Annotated in this window: 13 protein-coding genes; 7 read left to right on the top strand and 6 right to left on the bottom strand. The window is 71.9% G+C overall.

Annotated features, from left to right (window positions below; translation table 11 throughout):
• Nucleotides 1-47 precede the first annotated feature (47 nt).
• Nucleotides 48-635: a helix-turn-helix domain-containing protein gene (locus A3IC_RS0150160; protein ID WP_020557604.1), complete on the top strand. Its 588-nt coding sequence runs from the start codon at nt 48-50 to the stop codon at nt 633-635.
• A gap of 71 nt (nt 636-706) precedes the next feature.
• On the opposite strand, the gene A3IC_RS0150155 is transcribed toward A3IC_RS0150160, so the two are convergent.
• Both A3IC_RS0150155 and A3IC_RS0150150 read right to left on the bottom strand, forming a co-directional pair.
• Nucleotides 707-1,297, bottom strand: coding sequence for a lytic polysaccharide monooxygenase auxiliary activity family 9 protein (locus A3IC_RS0150155; protein ID WP_020557603.1), 591 nt, complete (start codon nt 1,295-1,297; stop codon nt 707-709).
• A 266-nt stretch (nt 1,298-1,563) separates the two neighbouring features.
• A complete protein-coding gene (locus A3IC_RS0150150; protein ID WP_026219679.1) occupies nt 1,564-2,292 on the bottom strand; it encodes a FadR/GntR family transcriptional regulator in 729 nt (242 codons plus the stop codon).
• A 145-nt stretch (nt 2,293-2,437) separates the two neighbouring features.
• Here A3IC_RS0150150 and A3IC_RS0150145 point away from each other — a divergent pair, with 145 nt between their 5' ends.
• The 4 genes from A3IC_RS0150145 (at nt 2,438) to A3IC_RS0150125 (ending at nt 6,775) form a co-directional block, all read left to right on the top strand.
• Complete coding sequence (locus A3IC_RS0150145) at nt 2,438-2,962, top strand: gluconokinase (RefSeq protein ID WP_026219678.1); 525 nt, start codon at nt 2,438-2,440, stop codon at nt 2,960-2,962.
• On the top strand, nt 2,959-4,359 hold the full coding sequence (locus A3IC_RS0150140; RefSeq protein ID WP_020557600.1) for a GntT/GntP/DsdX family permease: 1,401 nt from the start codon (nt 2,959-2,961) through the stop codon (nt 4,357-4,359). The genes A3IC_RS0150145 and A3IC_RS0150140 overlap by 4 nt, the downstream gene beginning before the upstream one ends.
• Before the next feature lie 177 nt (nt 4,360-4,536).
• Nucleotides 4,537-4,782, top strand: a complete 246-nt coding sequence (locus tag A3IC_RS0150135; protein WP_020557599.1) for a TetR family transcriptional regulator C-terminal domain-containing protein — start codon at nt 4,537-4,539, stop codon at nt 4,780-4,782.
• A 208-nt stretch (nt 4,783-4,990) separates the two neighbouring features.
• Nucleotides 4,991-6,775: an arginine--tRNA ligase gene (locus A3IC_RS0150125; RefSeq protein ID WP_020557597.1), complete on the top strand. Its 1,785-nt coding sequence runs from the start codon at nt 4,991-4,993 to the stop codon at nt 6,773-6,775.
• Between the two features lie 165 nt (nt 6,776-6,940).
• Here A3IC_RS0150125 and A3IC_RS0150120 read toward each other — a convergent pair whose 3' ends face one another.
• Both A3IC_RS0150120 and A3IC_RS0150115 read right to left on the bottom strand, forming a co-directional pair.
• Nucleotides 6,941-7,759 (bottom strand): hypothetical protein, encoded by an 819-nt coding sequence (locus A3IC_RS0150120; protein ID WP_020557596.1) that lies wholly within the window; start codon nt 7,757-7,759, stop codon nt 6,941-6,943.
• 4 nt (nt 7,760-7,763) lie between these two features.
• The gene (locus tag A3IC_RS0150115; protein WP_020557595.1) at nt 7,764-8,432 is read right to left on the bottom strand and encodes a papain-like cysteine protease family protein; all 669 of its coding nucleotides are present in this window, start codon (nt 8,430-8,432) and stop codon (nt 7,764-7,766) included.
• A gap of 235 nt (nt 8,433-8,667) precedes the next feature.
• On the opposite strand from A3IC_RS0150115, the gene A3IC_RS0150110 reads away from it, so the two are divergent.
• Nucleotides 8,668-9,603, top strand: coding sequence for a hypothetical protein (locus A3IC_RS0150110; protein ID WP_020557594.1), 936 nt, complete (start codon nt 8,668-8,670; stop codon nt 9,601-9,603).
• Between the two features lie 267 nt (nt 9,604-9,870).
• Nucleotides 9,871-10,185 (top strand): hypothetical protein, encoded by a 315-nt coding sequence (locus tag A3IC_RS0150105; protein ID WP_020557593.1) that lies wholly within the window; start codon nt 9,871-9,873, stop codon nt 10,183-10,185.
• A gap of 9 nt (nt 10,186-10,194) precedes the next feature.
• On the opposite strand, the gene A3IC_RS61225 is transcribed toward A3IC_RS0150105, so the two are convergent.
• Both A3IC_RS61225 and A3IC_RS72865 read right to left on the bottom strand, forming a co-directional pair.
• A complete protein-coding gene (locus A3IC_RS61225) occupies nt 10,195-11,607 on the bottom strand; it encodes a hypothetical protein (protein ID WP_079027208.1) in 1,413 nt (470 codons plus the stop codon).
• 61 nt (nt 11,608-11,668) lie between these two features.
• The gene (locus A3IC_RS72865; RefSeq protein WP_052174155.1) at nt 11,669-18,574 is read right to left on the bottom strand and encodes an RHS repeat-associated core domain-containing protein; all 6,906 of its coding nucleotides are present in this window, start codon (nt 18,572-18,574) and stop codon (nt 11,669-11,671) included.
• Between the last annotated feature and the right edge of the window lie 173 nt (nt 18,575-18,747).

The raw sequence follows: 18,747 nt of genomic DNA, 5'->3' as shown, positions 1-18,747 counted from the left end.
CCGTACTTCGATTGACAAACGTTGTTGCCGAGTCGGCAAATGGAGCCATGAAAAATGGCGATCTCACCTCCGTCCTGACCGCGGTCGGCCCACGCCTGCGCGCCTTGCGCCAGGAGCGGGGCACCACCCTGACCGACCTGAGCGCGACGACGGGAATCTCCCCCAGCACGTTGTCCAGACTGGAGTCCGGGCAGCGCAAACCCACCCTGGAACTGCTGCTCCCGCTGGCGAAGGCGTACGGCGTGCAGCTGGACGAGTTGGTGGACGCGCCGGAGACCGGCGACCCGCGGGTGCACGCGCGCCCGATCCAGCGCTACGGGATGACCATCATTCCGTTGACCCGGTACAGCGGCGGGCTGCACGCGTTCAAGCAGATCCTGCCGCCCGGAGTCGGCGGGACCGAACCGGAGTTGCAGACGCACGAGGGCTACGAGTGGATGTACATCCTGTCCGGCCGGCTGCGGCTGTTCCTGGGCGAGCACGATCTCGTACTCGCCGCGGGCGAGGCCGCCGAATTCGACACCCGTACCCCGCACGCGTTCATCTGCGCCGGGCCGGAGCCGGTGGAGTTCCTCAGCCTGTACGGCAAGCAGGGCGAGCGCATGCACGTACGGGCCCGCCCCGGCGGCGGGTGACCGGGCCCTGCCGGCGGAACCCGACGGACCGCCGGACAGGTCCCGGCGGTCCGCGCGTGCGAGTGGGTCGATCAGAAGGTGACGTCGGTGCACTGGTAGAAGGCGTTGCCGGTGTCCGCGATGTCCCAGACCGCGAAGATCACCGCCTTGCCGCTGCGGCCGGCCGGGAGCGTGCCGGTGTGCGAGACGGTCGCGGCGGGCTGGACCCCGTTGTAGGGGACGGTCAGGAACGGGGTGCTCTCCAACTGCGCCCGGGTGATCGGCTGGCTGGGACTCCAGCCGGACTTGGTGACGAAGTAGCGGAACGACGTGGTGGCGTGCCGCGCGGTGAGCTTCCAGGTGAACGTCTTGCTCGACCCCGAGGTCACCGCGGTGCTCGGCCACGCGCCGCCACGCGGGTCGTCGAGTTCGGCGAATCGGCTGTTGCCGCCCGCACAGAGCCTGCCGTCGGCCGGTCCGCGCGCCGGGAAGCCCTTGGGGCCCTCCACGCTCTGCGGTTCCCACTGGATCTCACCGCAGTTGGTGACGGTGCCCTGGGCGCAGTAGGCGGCACGGCTCGGCGGGCTGGTGACCCAGCCGTGCGCACCCGCCGTACCGGCCGTCATCAGGGGAAACGAGACGGCGGGGATGGTCAGCGCCGTCAGGATGGTCCTTTTACGCATGGAACTCTCCTAGGGGACGAGTGAATGCGAAGGACGTTCGAACGGTCCGGGTCCGCGTCGTACGCCTTATTTCACCGGTTGTTCACATCCGTAGTGCGCTCCTCAAGTTAAGAGGTCCAGACCACTCGGTCAATGGTCTGGACCACGCCAACGGAAGCGAAGTCCCTTTCCGGACAAAGAGGTTGGTGATCCACCGACCCCGGCAAAGCAGGCCGCAGCCGGGCACGAGTCGAGGCGCAGGCCAGGTCGCGAGTCGTGCCGGCCGGCTAGAACCGATCGGCGCCCGTCTCGAACTGCGGTGCCAGTACGTCCAGTTCGGCCATCGCGCCGACGGTGATCCCGCGGGTCAGCCGCTCCGCGCCGGCCGCGTCGCCCTCGCGGATCGCCTCGGCGAGGCGCACGTGCAGCGTGACCGCGGTCGGGTCCGGGTCCGGGAACATCACATGGTGGTGGGTGCGTCCGGTCAGCACCTCGGCGACCACATCGCCCAGCCGGGCGAACATCTCGTTGCCCGACGCGGCCAGAATCACCCGGTGGAAGGCGATGTCGTGCACGAGGTACGCCGCCAACTGCCGACCGCGCGAGGTGGAGACCATGCCCAGCGCGTGCTCGGTCAGCGCCGCGCACTGGGTCGGCGTCGCGGACACGGCGGCCAGTGCCGCCGCGGCGGGCTCGATCGCCGAGCGCAGCGCGGTCAGCGACCGGAGCTGGCGCGGGCGATCGGCACCGGCCAGGCGCCAGCGGATCACGTACGGGTCGAAGACGTTCCACTGCTCGGGCGGGCACACGGTGACTCCGACCCGGCGCCGCGACTCGACGAGCCGCATCGACTCCAGCACCCGAACGGCCTCGCGGACCACGGTTCGCGAGACCTCGAAGCGATGCTCCAGCTCGTCGGTGCGCAAAACCGTGCCGGCGGGGTGGACGCCGGCCGTGATGGCCGGCCCGAGGGACTCCAGCACCTTCATATGCAAGCCCCGGCCCTCGTTCTCCATGGCGATCAGCCTACTGGGCGGGGTGCGTCGGGCCGCCCGGATTACGTATGACTTAACGACTCCCAAGTCTTGATTAAGTATCACCTATGCGTTTGGGTATGGGACGGCGCCCGAGCACGAGCCGGGCAAGGACAGCGAGGTATCGATGAACGCCCCCCACGTCGTGGTGGTCATGGGTGTGTCCGGCACGGGGAAGTCGACGGTCGGCCGGCTGCTGGCCGCCGAGCTGCGGGTGCCCTACGCGGACGCGGACGACTTCCACCCACCCGCCAACATCGCCAAGATGTCGGCCGGGATCCCGTTGGACGACGTGGACCGTGCGCCGTGGCTGGACGCCATCGGCGACTGGCTCGCCGCACACGAGCGCTCCGGCGGCGTGGTCGGCTGCTCCGCGCTCAAGCGCGCCTACCGCGATCGGCTGCGCCGGGCGGCACCCGGGGTGATCACCTTCCACCTCGTCGGCGACCGCGCGCTGATCGCCGCGCGCCTGCACGAGCGGACCGGCCACTTCATGCCGGAGGCCCTGCTCGCCTCGCAGTTCGCCGATCTGCAACCGCTGGAGCCGGACGAGGCGGGACTCGCGCTCGACATCTCGCCCGGCCCGGACGCCATAACCGAACAGGCCGTCGCCGCGCTGCGCCGTCTCGAAGCGAATCAGGGGAACTCGTGACCACCATCGACCTGCCGACGCTGGCGGCGGGGGCGGCGGTCGCGCCGATAACCTCGGCCGGGCACGCCCGACTGGGCCTGGCGGTACTCGTCGGCATCGGCGTGATCGTGCTGCTCATCGGCCGGTTCAAGCTGCACGCCTTCCTCGCGCTGACCATCGGGTCGCTGGCGCTCGGCGCGGTGGCGGCAGCTCCGCTGGACAAGGTGATCACCAGCTTCACGTCGGGTCTGGGCTCCACCGTCGCGGGCGTGGGCGTACTGATCGCACTCGGCGCGATCCTGGGCAAGCTGCTGGCCGACTCCGGCGGCGCCGACCAGATCGTGGACACCATCCTGGCCAAGGCGAGCGATCGCACCATGCCCTGGGCGATGGCGCTGATCGCGGGCATCATCGGGCTGCCGCTGTTCTTCGAGGTCGGCGTGGTCCTGCTGATCCCGGTCGTGCTTCTGGTGGCCAAGCGCGGCAACCACTCGCTGATGCGGGTGGGCATCCCGGCACTGGCCGGCCTGTCCGTGATGCACGGTTTGGTCCCGCCGCACCCCGGGCCACTCGCGGCCATCGACGCCATCCACGCCGACCTGGGCGTGGTGCTCGCGCTGGGCGTGCTGGTGGCGATACCGACGCTGGCCATCGCCGGCCCGCTGTTCGGCCGCTACGCCGCGCGCTGGGTGGACATCGCGCCGCCGCAGAGCCTGGTCCCGGAGCGCTCCTCGGCGGACCTGGAGCGGCGACCCAGCTTCGCCGTGACCGTGGGCACCGTGCTGCTGCCGGTGGCGCTGATGCTCGGCAAGGCACTGGTCGACATCGTCGTCGACGACCCCGCCGACCGTGTCCAGCGGGTCGCGGACGTGGTCGGCTCGCCGCTGATCGCACTGCTGTCGGCGGTGATCGTGGCGATGTTCACGCTCGGCCGAGCCGCCGGGTTCACCCGGGACCGGGTGTCGACCACGGTGGAGAAGGCGCTGCTGCCGATCGCCGGCATCCTGCTGATCGTCGGCGCGGGCGGCGGCTTCAAGCAGACCCTGGTCGACGTGGGCGTCGGCCGAATGATCCTGGACATATCCCAGGACTGGGCCGTCTCGCCGCTGCTGCTCGCGTGGCTGATCGCGGTGGCGATCCGCCTGGCCACCGGCTCGGCGACGGTGGCGACCATCTCGGCGGCGGGCCTGGTGGCCCCGCTGGCGGCGGACATGAGCAGCACGCACACCGCCCTGCTCGTACTGGCCGTGGGCGCCGGGTCGCTGTTCTTCAGCCACCTCAACGACGCCGGATTCTGGCTGGTCAAGGAGTACTTCGGGATGAGCGTGGGCCAGACGGTGAAGACCTGGTCCCTGATGGAAACGATCATCTCGGTCGTCGCCGGCGGCTTCGTACTGCTGCTGTCACTGATCTTGTAGCGCACACTCCCGGCGACGAAATGCTGCCGAAGATGCGCCCGGACGCCGACCGGCGCGGCCGTGCGCGGCGAACGTCGCCCGACCGGGCCCGGCGCGGAGTACGGTGCGGGGTCCGCCGGGATCGGCCGGCAAAGCCTTGGGCCGCCGACATGTCGGGTCGTCGGCGGCCGCTTCGGGATGGCCGCGCTGCGGAGCGGGCCGACCGACCCGCTTCCGCTGGACGAGGACCGCCGCCGGGAGACCGTGCTCGAGGTGACCATGTGGCATCGCGCCCTGGTCGCCCCGAAGGTCGCCGAGAGCAACCGCCGCGAACGCGAGCACCTGAGCGTGATCGTCCGCGGCGTGCTGCGCGACGCCCGGGACAACGGCGAACTGATCGACGGCGTGGACGTCGACCGGACCACGGCCGACCTGCCGGCCTGATCGACGGCCTGAGCGCGCACGTGCTGCTGTATCCCGACCGGCTGAGCCCCTCCGCCGCGGCCCGCACGCTCGACGCCGAACTCGACCGGATCACCCGCCCCGACGGGAGCCCGGGGACCCACTGACCCACCCCGCGCCCGGCTCGACTCGCCGGCCCGGGCGGGAAAATGGCATGAGGCCGCCGGGCCCGGTGGACTAGCTTCCGCACATGGTCACTCCGGAGAAGCTGCTCATCGAGCGGCTGGCCCCGGCGTTCGCACAGGTCGCGGGCATGCCCGCCGATCCGTCGATACGTCGCGGCCGGCACGCGGACTTCCAGTGCGACGGGGCCCTGGCCCTGGGCCGACGCCTGGGCCGCGACGCGCGCGAGATCGCGGCCGAGGTGCTCCGGTACGCCGTCTTGGACGACCTGTGTTCGGCGGTGGAGATCAGCGGGCCCGGCTTCGTGAATCTCACCCTCGCGCCGACCGGACTCGGCCGGCTGCTCGCCGAAATCGCCGCCGACGAACGGCTCGGCGTGCCGCGTACCGCCAGGCCCGAGACGATCGTCGTCGACTACTCGGGCCCGAACACCGCCAAGGAGATGCACGTCGGCCACCTGCGCTCGACGATCATCGGCGACGCCGCCGTCCGGGTACTGGAATGGCAGGGCCACACCGTGCTGCGCCGCAACCACCTCGGCGACTGGGGCACCCCGTTCGGCATGCTGATCGAACACCTCCTGGACGTCGGCGAGACCGAGGCCGCACACGAACTCTCGGTCGGCGACCTGACCGGCTTCTACCAGGCCGCGCGCCGTGCGTTCGACGCCGACGAGGCATTCCGGGTCCGGTCCCGGGAACGTGTGGTCGCGTTGCAGGCGGGCGATCCGACCACATTGCGGTTGTGGCGGGTCCTGGTGAGCGAATCCAAGAAGTACTTCATGGCCGTCTACGCCCGACTCGGTGTCCGGCTCACTGCGGACGACTTCTTCGGGGAGAGTCACTACAACGACGAACTGCCGCCGTTGGTCGAGGAGTTGACCGCTCTGGGGCTGCTCCGGGAAAGCGCCGGCGCGCAGTGTGTCTTCCCCGCGGGGTTCGTCAATCGCGACGGCGAGCCGCTGCCGCTGATCGTGCGCAAGAGCGACGGCGGATTCGGTTACGCCGCCACCGATCTGGCCACCCTGCGGCACCGGCTGCGGGACCTGGCGGCGGACCGGCTGTTGTACGTGGTCGGCACGCCGCAGAGCGAGCACCTGGAGATGGTCTTCGCCACCGCGCGCGACGCCGGCTGGCACAGGGCGACCGCGTGCGACGCGAGCGGGCCCGGTGCGACCGCACGCGACGCGGTTCGGGCCACCGCGGCCGCGCGGGTCGAGCACGTCGAATTCGGCTACGTCCTGGGATCCGACGGGAAGATCCTGCGCACTCGGGCCGGGGCTTCGGTCAAGCTGGTGGACCTGCTCGACGAGGCGGTGGCCCGGGCCGCCGCCGTCATCGCCGAGAAGAACCCGGACCTGGACGCGGATGCGCGGGCGGCGGTGGCCCGGGCGGTGGGCATCGGTGCGGTGAAGTACGCGGACCTGTCCGGGGATCGGCGCAAGGACTACCGCTTCGACTACGACCGAATGCTCTCCTTGGACGGCAACACCGCGCCCTATCTCCAGTACGCGCATGCCCGAACCCGCTCGATCCTGCGGCGAGGAGGTGTCGAGGCGCCGCAGCCGATCGAACCCCTGGTGATCGGGGAGCCCGCCGAACGGGCGCTGGCCCTGCGGCTTTTGGCCTTCCCGGACGTGATCGAGGAGGTCGGCGAATCGCTGGACTTCCACCGCCTCGCCCTCCACCTGTTCGAGCTGGCCACCGCGTTCACCGGCTTCTTCGAGAACTGCCCGGTGCTGCGCTCGGAGGGCGAGACCCGGTACTCGCGGCTGATCCTGTGCGACCTGACCGCACGCACCCTGGCACGCGGCCTGGACCTGCTGGGCATCGAGACGCCCGATCGCATGTAGCAGGCCACGCCCGCGCCCTCACCCGCGTGCTCGGCGGGCGCGGGCACGGGCACGGCGCGGGCGCGGGCGCGAAAGGGCCTTCCCGAACGGGGTCGACGTGGGGGAGGGCGTCGACCCCGCTCGCCGGAAGGTCCCGGCCCCGGTCGGGGCCGCCGGGCATCGGGATCAGCCGCGGCGCCGCCGAACCCTGACCAGCACGCCGGACACGCCGGCGAAGCCGAGCAGGCCGGCCGCGGCGATCGCGGTCGGCGCGACCGGGAACGAGTCGTCCGCGGTGTGCGCCGCGCCCGGGCCGGTGTCGTTCGGCCCGAAGCCGCCCGCCAGGCCCTTGGCGTCGTAGCCGGAGCCGGGCAGCTTGTCCGCATAGGCTCGGTGCACCCGGTCCCGGTACGCCGAGACGCCGGTCCCGCCCGCGCCGATCGCGCGCTTGGCATCGGCGTTCAGCGGCAACACCCGATCACCGTCCTGCACGTACCAGGCGTTGATCTGCGGCTCGCGGAAGACGATGCCGGCAGCCGACAGGCGGGCGCCGGCCGCGGCGTAGCGGGCCTCGTCGTCGCCGTCCGCGATGTTGACCACCTGCCGGCCCCGCGGGGTGTCGGCGGTCCACACCGACGCCTTGCGGCCGTCCGCGGCCACGACCGTGGCCGCCAGGAACTCCTGCCGGGCAATCGGCACCGGCCGGGCCCCGGGCCGGGCCGCGACGAACTCCGGGGCCAGCGTGTACACGGCGACCACGTCGCCCTCGATCCTGGGCGCCGCGTCCGCCGCGGCGAGCGCGCCGTCGCGGGCGAAGAACCTGGACAGCGTGTCGAGCGTGCCGGGCGCCGCGATCACGTCGCGTGCGGCGCCCACGCTGATCGCGTCCGGCGCCGGCGGCGCGGGTACGGACGCGGCGTGCGCGGTCTGCGGGGTAAGGGCCAAGGTGAGCGCCGCCGCGAGGGTACCCGCCGCGAACAGGCGCTTGATGCCGCCTCCGGTCATGGCGTCACGCTCCGATCCGGTAGAGCGAGTGGGTCCAGGAGAACTCGTTGTTGTCCACGTACCAGTCGTGCGCGGCCCAGTTGTAGCGGTAGTTGTCCGGCCACGGGTCGCCCCAGTAGACCCAGCTCTGGGCGGTGTCGTAGCCGTGGATCACGTGCATGTGTCCGCCGCCCGAGGACCACTGGATCCGAGTCTCGATCGGCCGGTTCGCGTTGATCTCGGTCTGCACGGTGCCGTACTGGAGCCAACCGCTGACGTAGGAACCGGAGTTGATTCCGGCCCAGCGCAGCGCGGTCTGCACGTTGCCCAGCGTGGCTTGCGAGTTGGGGCACTCGGTGCTCTGCGAACGGCCGAAAGCCGCGTTGCAGAACTGGTTCTGGCTGTAGGTGCGGCCGTACCAGGTGGCGATGGTGTTGCCCGAGCCCGCCCAGCACCAGTTGCTCTTCTGCTGGGCCTGCATGGTGATGTTCAGTTTCTTGGCGGCGAGCGCGAGCGGCTGCGCCTGCTCCGCCGAGGTCTGCGTCCGTGCGGCCGGGACGAAGGCGCCCGCGGTCGAGGCGGATGCGGCCGAGGGCACCGCGAGCAGCGCGGAGAGCAGCGCGACCACCGCGAGGGTCAGCGCCGAGGTGCGGCGGCCGGATACCAGGCCCGTTCGTGGGGACGGTCGAGTCATGACGTTCCTTCCGTGACGGAGGGACGAGGTGGGGCGTGGCGCGCGTCCGGACGCGGCAAGGTGGAGCATCGGGTGTTGTCGTGGTGTGTTTCAAGACGCTTCAATGCGGGGTGAAGCGGTGGTGTGAACGCCTGGACCGGCCTGTGAACGACCCGCGACCGGTCGACTGGAACACCTCGGTCGCGAGCGCCGATCCCGACCGGTCCGCCGTGAACGTTCACAAGGGAGGCGAGCGATGCCGCGGACCGACACCCGAAACGACCCGGTCGAGGCGGAGTTGGCGCGGGCGCTGCGCGCGGGCCCGTTCCATGTGGCGTTGCGCGCGGCACTGGCCGCCCGCGGCCTGGCGCTGCACCGGGTGCAGCACCGGCTGGCCCAGCGCGGCGTGCAGGTCGGGGTGACCAGCCTCAGCTACTGGCAGCAGGGCGCGCGTCGGCCGCAGCGGGCCGAGTCGCTGCGCGCGGTGCGAGCGCTGGAGGACGTGCTGGAGCTGCCGCCGCACGCGCTGACCAGGCTGTTGGAGCCGGAGGCCACCGAGCGCACCGCGTCGCGTCCCTACCGCGCGGTGGTGGAGGAATCCGGCACGCTGGGCCGGTTGTTGACCGACCTGGAGTCGCCCGCGGACGGCGGCCTGCACACGGTGTGCCAGCTCGAACAGGTCCGGGTCGGAGCCCGCCGCGAACTCCTTGACCGCGCCTCGCAGCACGTGGTCCGCGCGCATCGCGACGGGGTGGACCGCTATCTCGCCATCCACATCGGCGACCGCGGCTGCGCGCCCGAGCAGGTCCGGGTCCGGGCGACGGAGAACTGCCGGGTGGGGCGGGTGCGCTGGAGCCGGGACGCCGCCGTGCTGGTGGCGGAGCTGTTGTTCGACGCGCGGCTGCGCTCCGGGGACACCTACGTCTTCGGCTACGGCTTCGAGGACGGCACCGGCGGACCCAGCGACGAGTACGTGCGCGGTTTCACCTTCCCGTGCGGGCAGTACGTGCTCCAGGTGCGCTTCGACCCCGCCGCTCTGCCGGTGCACTGCCGCCGGTTCACCCGAAGCACGGCGGGCGCGCCGCGCACCGACCGGCGCGATCTGACCCTCAACGGCCGGCACAGCGTGGTCCACCTGGCCGAACGGGACGTCGCGCCGGGCATCCTGGGCATCGGCTGGGACTGGACCTGATCGTCCGGGAGCTCGGCCGCTCGGGTGCCCGGTCGGGCCGGCCGGGGGTCACCCGATGGACGCAACACCGGGAGCGCCCGGACGCGCGTTGGCGTTGGATGGGCCGGGGATTGGGCATCGACCGCCGGGCCCACCCCGCCCATCGAGCACCGGTACCCACCTTCGTGCCACCGGGGCACCTGCCATCCGCCGGTGCGAATGCGCGGGCCACCGGCACCCCATGGCCACGGTGCGCGAGCCGCGTACCCGACGAAAGGAGCGACTCGCGTGAGCGACGCGATCGAGCGACCCGTCCTGCGGGCCGCGGGTTCACACCTGTATCCGGGCGCCCTGGTGCGAGTACACGCGCCGGGGACGAACGACCCGCACCGGGCCGGGACGACGCCGGGCGACCTGCTGTTCGCGGACGGCTCGCGAACGACGGCGCAGGTGCTGGTCGACCCGGACGAGCGTTCGACGCTGTGGGTCGGGAAGTACACGACCGAGCGCGGCATCGCGGTGTCCGAGCGGGTGTGGTCGGTACAGCCGTCGCCCGACGGCTCGGGCGACGTACTGCTGCGCGTCGGCGCCCGGCTGCCGTAGACCTCGCGGTCAGCCGGTACGCGCCGCCCGTACACGCTCCAGCAGGTCGCCCATGACGGCGACCGGCAGGGCCGGGTTGGCGGCGGCCGCGCCGGCGGTGTCCGGGTCGTCGAGGAGCTCGGTCAGCCGGGCGAGCGGCAGCCGCGGATCGCGTGCGGCCTCGCTCCGTACCCACGGATCCGGGTCGTGGCCGAGCTTTTCGAGCACGGCCGGGTCGGCCTCGGGGTCCGCCAGGGCGGCCAGGCGCAGTCGTCGGTTCGGGTCGTCGACGAATCGGGCCAGGCCGGCCCGGGCGAAGGCGGGCATCCGGCGCAGCAGCGACCAGTCCCGGTGCGGGTCGCTCGCGTACATCGCGAGCAGCACCTCGTGCGGAGTGTCCGCGCAGGCGTGACAGAGCGTGTGTCGGACCTCGAAGTCCGGGTCGTCGGCCAGGAGTTGCACCACATCCGCAGGCAGCCGGGGCAGACCCGCGACGGCACGCCGGAGCAGCACGTGCGCGGATCCGGCCGCGCGGCGCATCGCCCGGGGATCCTCACGGCGCTCGAACACCCAGGGCACCGGCGGGGGTTGGCCTTCGGGGACGGTGTACTCCACGGCCGCGCGTTGCTCCTCGGTGAGCCCTTCGGCCAGCGACGCGGCCAGCCGCACGGTCGGGTCGGGGTCCGTCGCGAGGAGTTCGACCAGGTCGGGCGGCAGGTGTACGTTGCCGGCCACCCGGGCCCGGGTGGCCGCGTCCGGGTCCCGGACGAGCGCCTCGGCGAGGTCGCGATCGAGGTCGGCGTGCGCAACGGCGAGCCGGCGGCGGGCCGGTTCGGGTTCGTCGGCGTAGGCGGCCGCCGTGCGTGGCAGCGGCCGGTCTCCGCGTCGGGCCGCCGCGACCGCCTCTGCGATCCGGGGGTCGGGGTCACCCCCCAGTGCCGCGCGGTCCGTCGGAGTCAGCAGCGCCCACAGATCCGGGTGGAAACGGAGCACGGCCGCCCGGACCGTCGGGTCCGGGTCGCGAGCCAGGCGCTGCCACACGTCGTGGTGCGCCCCCGGCAACATGGCGGTGCGCCGACGGATCACCGGGTCGACGTCTCGGGCCGATGCGGCGACCGCTTCCACGGGCAGCGCCAGGTCGCGGTCGATCGCGGCCCGCAGGCAGCGCACGCGCACCCTCGGTTCGGGGTCGAGCGCGAGCCGGCCGAGCAGGTCCGCCGGCAGGTGGGGATTCTCCGCCACCGTCGCGCGCACCCCCGGGTCGGGATGCCCGACCGCCGCCGCCGCGCCGGTCGGCGACAGCGGCAGGCGGCGCAGCCACTCCGCGTCGTCGCCGGGCGACGGGACCAGCGCGAGCGCGCGCTCGGCCACCGTCGCCGGCGTCGCCGGGTTCTCCGCCAGTCCCGCCACCCAGGCCGTGTGCACCTCGGGTCGATCCGTCAACTCCGTCTGCCTTTCCCCGGACCGGGCGGCCCGCCGTCGTACCGTGGTCCGGGGTGTCGGATCACCACGGGGAGCCGAAGAGCCAGGCCCACTTCTCCATCATGTCCCGAATGGCCGCGTAGATCTGGAGCAGTTCCTCTTCCCAGTCGTCGTCCGGCGCGGGACCCATTTCGGCGGTGGAGACCTTCCGCCGGTTTCCGCTGCCGTCGCCGTCGAACCATTCGATGCTGCCCCACGAGCGCTTCTTCTCCTGCACGGCGCGGAAGACGGTCAACATCTCCCAGGCCGTCTGGTATCCGTCCGAGGCGGCCTTGCGCCATCCGTCCGAGTCCGGGTACCGCTGGGCCCACATGCCGCGCAGCACCGCGTTCTGGAACTTCTCCCGGGGCGTGTTCCCGGGCAGACCCTCCAGGGTGATGGACAGCCGGGTCGATTCGTTGTTGACGGCCGCCTGGACCGAGGTCATCCACGCCGGCGGCGCGTTGCCGTGCTGGTCTCCGCTCCTGGTGTTGTCGGCGCCCGTGAAGGACTGGTTGAACGTGCGGGCCTGGGGCGAGGGTTCTTCCGCGGGATTGGTCGGGTCGGACTGTCCCGCGCGGTAGTCCCAGGCCAGCTTGTCGGAATACCTGCCGACGCCGAGCACGACGTGCTCGCAGTTGTCGCTGCCGCCGTCGTTGTGTACCAGGACCGGAGTGTGGTCGGCCTGGACGAAGTAGGTGTGCAGCCGGTCGACGGTGAGGTTGTAGGTCTTCGCGGTGGTGCTGTACGGGCGGACCGAGAGGATCTCGGCCCGGCCGGTCGGGGTGCGCAGTTCCTCGCCGGCCTTGAGGTCGGCGGCCCGGGTCCAGGCACCGGTGGTGGCGTCGAGGAATCGGTGGTCGGCGGTCGAGGTGATGGTGCGCGGACCGTCGGCGGTGCCCACGGTGACGTCGACGAAGGAGGTGTCGTCGTCGGTGACGTGGATCGCGCTGACCTGCTCCGGCCGGACCGGCGGGTCGGTGCCGCTGGAGGTGTCGGCCTCCGGCGCCGCCGCGACCCGGTCGCCGACCCGGACCTGGTCGATCGGCTTGGCCGTGCCGTCGGCGAGCAGCACCGGGGTGGCCGCGACGAAGCTGTTCTTCTTGCACTTGTCGTCGCTCTGATTGCGGGCGGGAAGTTTGCCGCCCTCCTCGAAGGCCTGTTGGGCGAGGTACAGGCTGCCCGCGGTTAGCCCGAGTTCGGCGCCGACGGCCACCGCGCTGGTGCCGGCCACGATGCCCGCGCTCGCCGCGGCGGCCGGCACCAGCACCGGTGCCGCGACCACGACCGCGGTGACCACCACGGCGATGACCACCGCCACCGCGACGACCTTGGCCGCCTTCTTGAGGAAGCTGCCCCAGCCCATGCCGCTGGGGTCGGCGATGTTGACCGGATTGCCGCCGCCGTAGGTGTACGGGTTGAGCTGGGCCGGGTCCTCGGCGACGGTCTGCGGGTCGCGGGACATGAATCGGCCCGCGCCGGGGTCGTACTCGCGGGCCCCGATGTGGGTCAGGCCGGTGGAGGAGTCCTTGGGCGCACCGAGGAAGCCCTTGTCGTCCGGCCACACGGCGGGCTGGGTGCCGCGCGCGTCGCCGTAGGGCATCGAGCCTCGGCGGGTGTGGTTCATGCTCGCGTAGTCGACGGCGAGTTGGCTGGTGCCGTGCTGGTCGGCGATCAGGATCGACGCCCTGCCGTCCGAGGAGCGGACGAACTGCCCGCCCGCGCCCGCGTAGTAGCGGGTGCCGGTGACCGAGCCGGTCGCGCGGGTGAGCTTGAGCTCGGTGCTGCCCAGGTAGAGCGTGACGCCGTCGGGTTCGCGGCGCAGCAGCCGGGTGCCGTCGGGGTCGTAGACGAAGCTGCTGGTCCTGGCCTGGCCGGCGACGGTGGTGCTGGCTGTCGCCATCCGGCCCTCGACGTCCCAGGTCATGTTCCGGTCGTCGCCGCCGACGGTGCGGCGGGTGGTGTTACCCGCGTCGTCGTATCCGTAGGAGGTGCGGTTGACGCCCCCGGGCCCGGCCGCGTCCACCGAGTCCAGGCGGTGTGCGGTGGTGTTGTAGGTGCGGGTGACGTCCTTGGCGGTGTTGCCGGTGGGATCGTGCTGCTTCTCGGTCCGGCGGTTGCCCACCGTGTCGAAGGTGTAGGAGGTCCAGTAGGCGTCGACGCCGCCGACCTTGGGCGTGCCGCCCGCGGCCGGGCCGGCCGAGCAGTTGTCGGTCGCGGTCCAGGCTTCGGTCATCCGGCTGCGGTAGTCGTACGCGAAGCACTGGGTGTCCGTGCTCGTCGCGTCGTCGCGGTTGTTCACGACCCGGACGATGTTGCCGCCGGCGTCGGTGGTGTAGTTCAGGTCGTCGAGGGTCTGCGGCCCGGCCTTCTCCCGGTCCGCGACGGACCTGACCAGCCGGCGGGTGTCCTCGGCGTAGGTCATCGTGGCGATCGTGCGCCGGCCGACGTTGCCGAATTGGGTCTGGATCGCCTCGCCGAAGGGCGAGTACAGGGTGCCGTTGACGTAGCGGGTGTTGCCCGACACGAGCGAGTTGGCCAGGCCGAACTTCGTGTAGCCGTAGTCGAGTTTCTCGGCGGGCAGGCCGCCCCAGGACTGGCCGTAGGTGACCGTGTCGAGCAGGCCGGTGCCCGGGGTGAATGCGCTGGTGGTGGTGTATTCACCGGCCAGCTTCTCCTCGCCGGGTGCGGCGGGGATGGTGACCTTGACGCCGCTGGGGTGTCCGACGGTGTCGTAGCCGGTGGTCTCCGAGACGTAGCGCAGGCCGTTGTCGATCCGGGTCGAGGAGCGGGCCAGGCCCAGGTTGCCCGGCAGGTCGTAGGCCCACTCGGCACGTACCGGGCCGGTCGTGCCGCCTTCGCGCATCGAGGTTTTGCGGCCGAGTTCGTCGTAGGTGTAAGCGAGGGTCTTGCCGCGCGGGTCGGTGACCGTCTCGACTTGGTCGGCGCCGAGCCTGCCGCCGGGCACATAGGTGGTTCGGGTGGTGCCCTGTTCGGGGTCGATCGCCTTGGTCTGCCGGCCGCGCAGGTCGTACTCGTAGGTCCAGGTGCTGCCGCCCGCGTCGATCACCTTGGTCCGGTTGCCGGCGGCGTCGTAGCGGTAGCGTGTCGCGTCGTAGGCGCTGGGCGGCGCGTCGTAGCCGGGGACGGGTGCCCCGTCGGCGGGGTTGGCGTCCTTGTACTGCCGCAGTTCGACGGTGCGGCCCACCACGTCGGTGACCTTGAGCGTCGTGGTGCCGCCGGCGGGCGGCACGGTGGCCACCCAGTTGCCGCCGTACAGGGTCCTGGTCCGCCAACGCTCGTTGTTGAGCGACTTGAACACGGACGCGGTGGTGCGCCCTTGGCCGTCGTACTCGAAGGCGGTCTGCGAGGGGATCTGCGCGTCCGCGACGGAGAGCAGTTGGCCGGTGGGCGCCTTGGCGTTGAAGAATCCGGCGTTCTCCTTGGCCTTGCGGCCCTGGTCGTCGTAGAAGGTGTCCGTCACCACCCGGCCGTCGGCTACCTGGCTCTGTACCTGACGCGGCCTCAGCAGGCCGTCGGAGAGCGTGATCTCGGTGTGGTAACTGCCGTCGTCGAGGAGCGTTTTGGTGGTCACCGCGGTGGGCGCGGACTGGCTGGGGGCGTAGCTGTAGACCAGGTTCGCCGGGTCCTTGGTGGGTCGGCCGGATAACCACACCGAGGTCAGCCGGCCGAGCGCGTCGAAGGCGGAGGTGGAGCCGCGCCCGTTCGCGTCGGTCGACTTCAGGGTCAGGCCGCGTACCGGGTCGACGGTGGTGCGTCCCGTCCAGCCCTTGGGGTTGGTGACCGCGACCTCGGTGGGGTTGCGGCCGGTTGCGGGCGTGTACGTCGTCGTGTTGACCTTGCCGTCCTCGCCGGTGACGGTCGACTCGCGGCCGTAGGGGTCGTGGGTGGTGACCGCGGCGACGCCGTAGACGGGGGTGGTGCCGTCGAAGCGCTCCAGCCCCTCCTGCCGGGTGGTGTTGCCCTTGCCTGCCACGGGGGCCTGGCCCAGCGCCCGGCCGTCGTAGTAGTTGCGGGATTCGGCGATGGTGTTCGCCGGGGCGGCGGCGACCGAGCAGCGTGCGGAGGTGTGCAGTTCGGAGGCGGGGTAGGCGAGCAGCCACGCGGTGCGGTCGGCATCGACATAGGTGGTGCGGGTGCAGGTCTCGTCGCCGGTGACCGCGATGTCGCCCTCGTCGTCGACGGTGAGCGGTTGGCCGTCCTGGTCGAAGGTCCGGTTGGTGCGTACGCTCTGCCAACCGCCGTCGGAGAGGCGGACCTTCTTGGTCTCGGTGGTGGTCTTGACCTGGCCGGCGGTCAGCGCGGGCAGCCCGGCGAGCCGGGGCCGGGTGGCGGTCTGCCGGACCACCTGCGGTTCGGTGACGGTGGACGTGGCGGGCGTGCCGCCGCGGGCGATGTCCTTGTCGTAGCCGATCTGTTCGCGGATCTGCCCGGTGAGCTCGGGGCGGTCGGTGATGCCCTGGACGGCCGCCGAACGGGTCTTGCCGTCGGCGAGCCGGTCGCCGTCCATACCTCGGAAGAACACCGTCTCACCGAGCACCGGGTCGGCCTCGCCCTTGCGCACCCGCACCGTGCCGTAGCCGCGGAACTGGTTCCAGGTGCGGTGCTTGTCGAGGGTGAACTCGTCCTCGTCGCGGTGCCAGGCGGCTCCACCGAGGTATTCGTAAGAGGTGAGCACCGTCGCCGAGCCGCTGCCGGCGACCAGGTCGTCGTCGGCGACCCGGGTGACCACGTAGGTGTTGAACCAGTCCTTGACCGGATCGGTCTGACCGTCGGGGGTCCACCACACCGGGTAGCAGCGCCGGGTGTTGCTGTCCGGCGTGGGCAGGTCGGTGGGCGTGCAGTCCTGCGGGGAGTAGGTGACCAGGGTGTCCGCGCCGGTCTCCGAGTTGATCCGGGTGATCCGGTACTTGTACAGCGGCGGTAGGCCCTCCGCCCCATCCACCCGGTTGGGCATCAGGGTGCCCTCGAAGGTGATCTTCGGCAGGGTGATCGCCGCGCTGCCCGGAGCCTTGCCGGTGTGCGTGATCGAGGCCAGCCACAGGGCCTTGCCGCCCCGGTCGCCACTGCCGGGCAGGGTCTGCTCCAGGTCCCACGTGTCGGCAGCGGTGTAGGTGGTACCGCTGCCGGACCACACCGAGGTGTCGATCCGGGTCAGCCGCTTGCGGGTCCAAAACGTCGGCGACCCGATGTAACAGGTCTTGTCCTTCTCGCAGTTCAGATCGACCGGGACGTCCGGCCAGCTCGCCGCGTGGTCCTTGTCGAAGGTGGCGCAGTCGCTCAGGCAGCGCTCGGCGTAGGTGAAGTCGACCTTGGCGGGCGCGGGTGCGCTGTAGAGGGTGTCGGCGCGGTGGCCGTATTCGATCCGGATCGGGTAGCCGCCGCGCGTGTACTCGCCGGTGCCGGTGGTCGCGCCGCTCTTGGCGTAGAAGTTCCTTTCCCGGTCGTAGAAGTAGGCGGACGCGTTGCCGTGCACGTCGGTGACGAAGTCGAGGTTCCAGCGCCAGGCCTGGGTCTTCGCCGAATCGGCGAACGCCGCCTGATGGCCGGGCTCGCCGGGGTTGTTGCCGAAGACGGGTGCGGTGTAGACCGAGTTGGTCTCCGGCTTGCCCGTGCTCCAGCCCGCCATCCGGTTCTTGCCGAACCAGTACTGGGTGCCCTCGCCCGTGGTCACCCGCCAGTACTCGTTGGCGCCGTCCACCGCGTCGCCGTCGTCGCCGTTGCCGGTGTCGGCGGCGGTGCCGGTCAGGTGCTCGACGCGGGAGCCGTCGTCGTCGGAGAGTTTCCAGGTGCCGGACGTGTCGTCGCGGACCAGTTCGGCGGACTTGCCGTTGAGCGAGACGGTGACGAACTGGCCGCCGGCCCAGCACCAGTCGCCGTCCTTGGCCGTGTTCGACCCGGGCGTGTCCTTGTCGTCCTTGCACCCCCGGTAGCGCCGCTCGATGAAGCCCTGCTCCAGGCCGCCCCAGCCCTCGCCGATCACCGACGGCTGACTGGAGGTGGACGAGGTGCGGCCGTCGACGGCGGACGAGGAGTAGCCGAGCGCCAGTTGCGGGGCCAACGCGCCCGGCGTCGGCGGCAGCGGGATCGGATCGCTCCAGGTGAAGCCACCGGCGCTGCCGCCCGCACTCCAACTGCCGGAGGGGGACAGCGAGGTGGCCTTGAAGTCGCCCGAGCCGCCGGCGGTGCCGGCGGTGGCGGCCAGCACGGTGGCTGCGGCGGGCGCTGCGCGCGGCCCTGCGGGGTCGGCCGGCGCCGCCGGGTCGGGCGCCGCGGCGACCTCGGCGGAGAGCGTGTCCGTCGCACCGTCGTTGCGGGCGGCCAACGGGATGCCCACCCGGCAGTCGGGGTTGTCCGGGGTGGTCAGCACACAGGCCGGGAACTGCACCAGGCGCAGCCGGTCCGCCCAACCGGCGCCGTGCGCGGCCCGAAACGCCCGGTAGTCGAGTTCGACCCGGACCCCGCCGGGGGCGGCACCGCCGTCGGCCCGCTGGACCGACAGCAGCACGCCGTCCAGGCCCGCCCGTACGGCGGCCCGGTGGTCGGCGACCTGCACACGCAGCCGGCTCACCGGCGCCGCAGCGTCCGCGCCCTGGATCCGCGCGGCGGCGACGCCGGCCGGGGTCAGCGCGGCGACCTTGACCGGCAGGCCCGGGGCCCGGGCGACCGCACCGGCCTGGGGCGCCGCCGTCACCCGCGCGTCCCGGTCGCCGGTGCCGCCCAGGTCGACGGTGGCGGTGCCCGCGGCCGGCCACGCGGGCCGGGGGTCGGTGAGCGGCGCGTCGCGTGTGGAGTCGCCCGGCGGGCGCTTGGCGTCGGCGGAGATCGACGTGCCGTCGATCGAGCGCTCATGCTGCGGATCCCGGACCTTGAAGTGCGATCCGTCCGCATCGGGCGAGGCCGCGACCAGGGTGCCCACGAGCACCATCGCAACGCCCGTTCCCAACATCCGGCGTCGGGTCGAACCGCCCGCCGTGAATCCGCCCCATTCCCACCGAGACACGCGAAACCCCCGTTGTGGCGCCCGACCTCCGTGATCAATGGCCAGCGAAAGCTAGCAAATATTCTCCCGGACGAATAGAGCCCGGCTGCGCTTGTCGA

The organism is Embleya scabrispora DSM 41855, assembly GCF_000372745.1.
In the GTDB taxonomy this organism is placed as follows: domain Bacteria; phylum Actinomycetota; class Actinomycetes; order Streptomycetales; family Streptomycetaceae; genus Embleya; species Embleya scabrispora.
The sequence above is the reverse complement of the archived record's forward strand: the minus strand, read 5'-3'. Positions and strand labels throughout refer to the sequence as shown.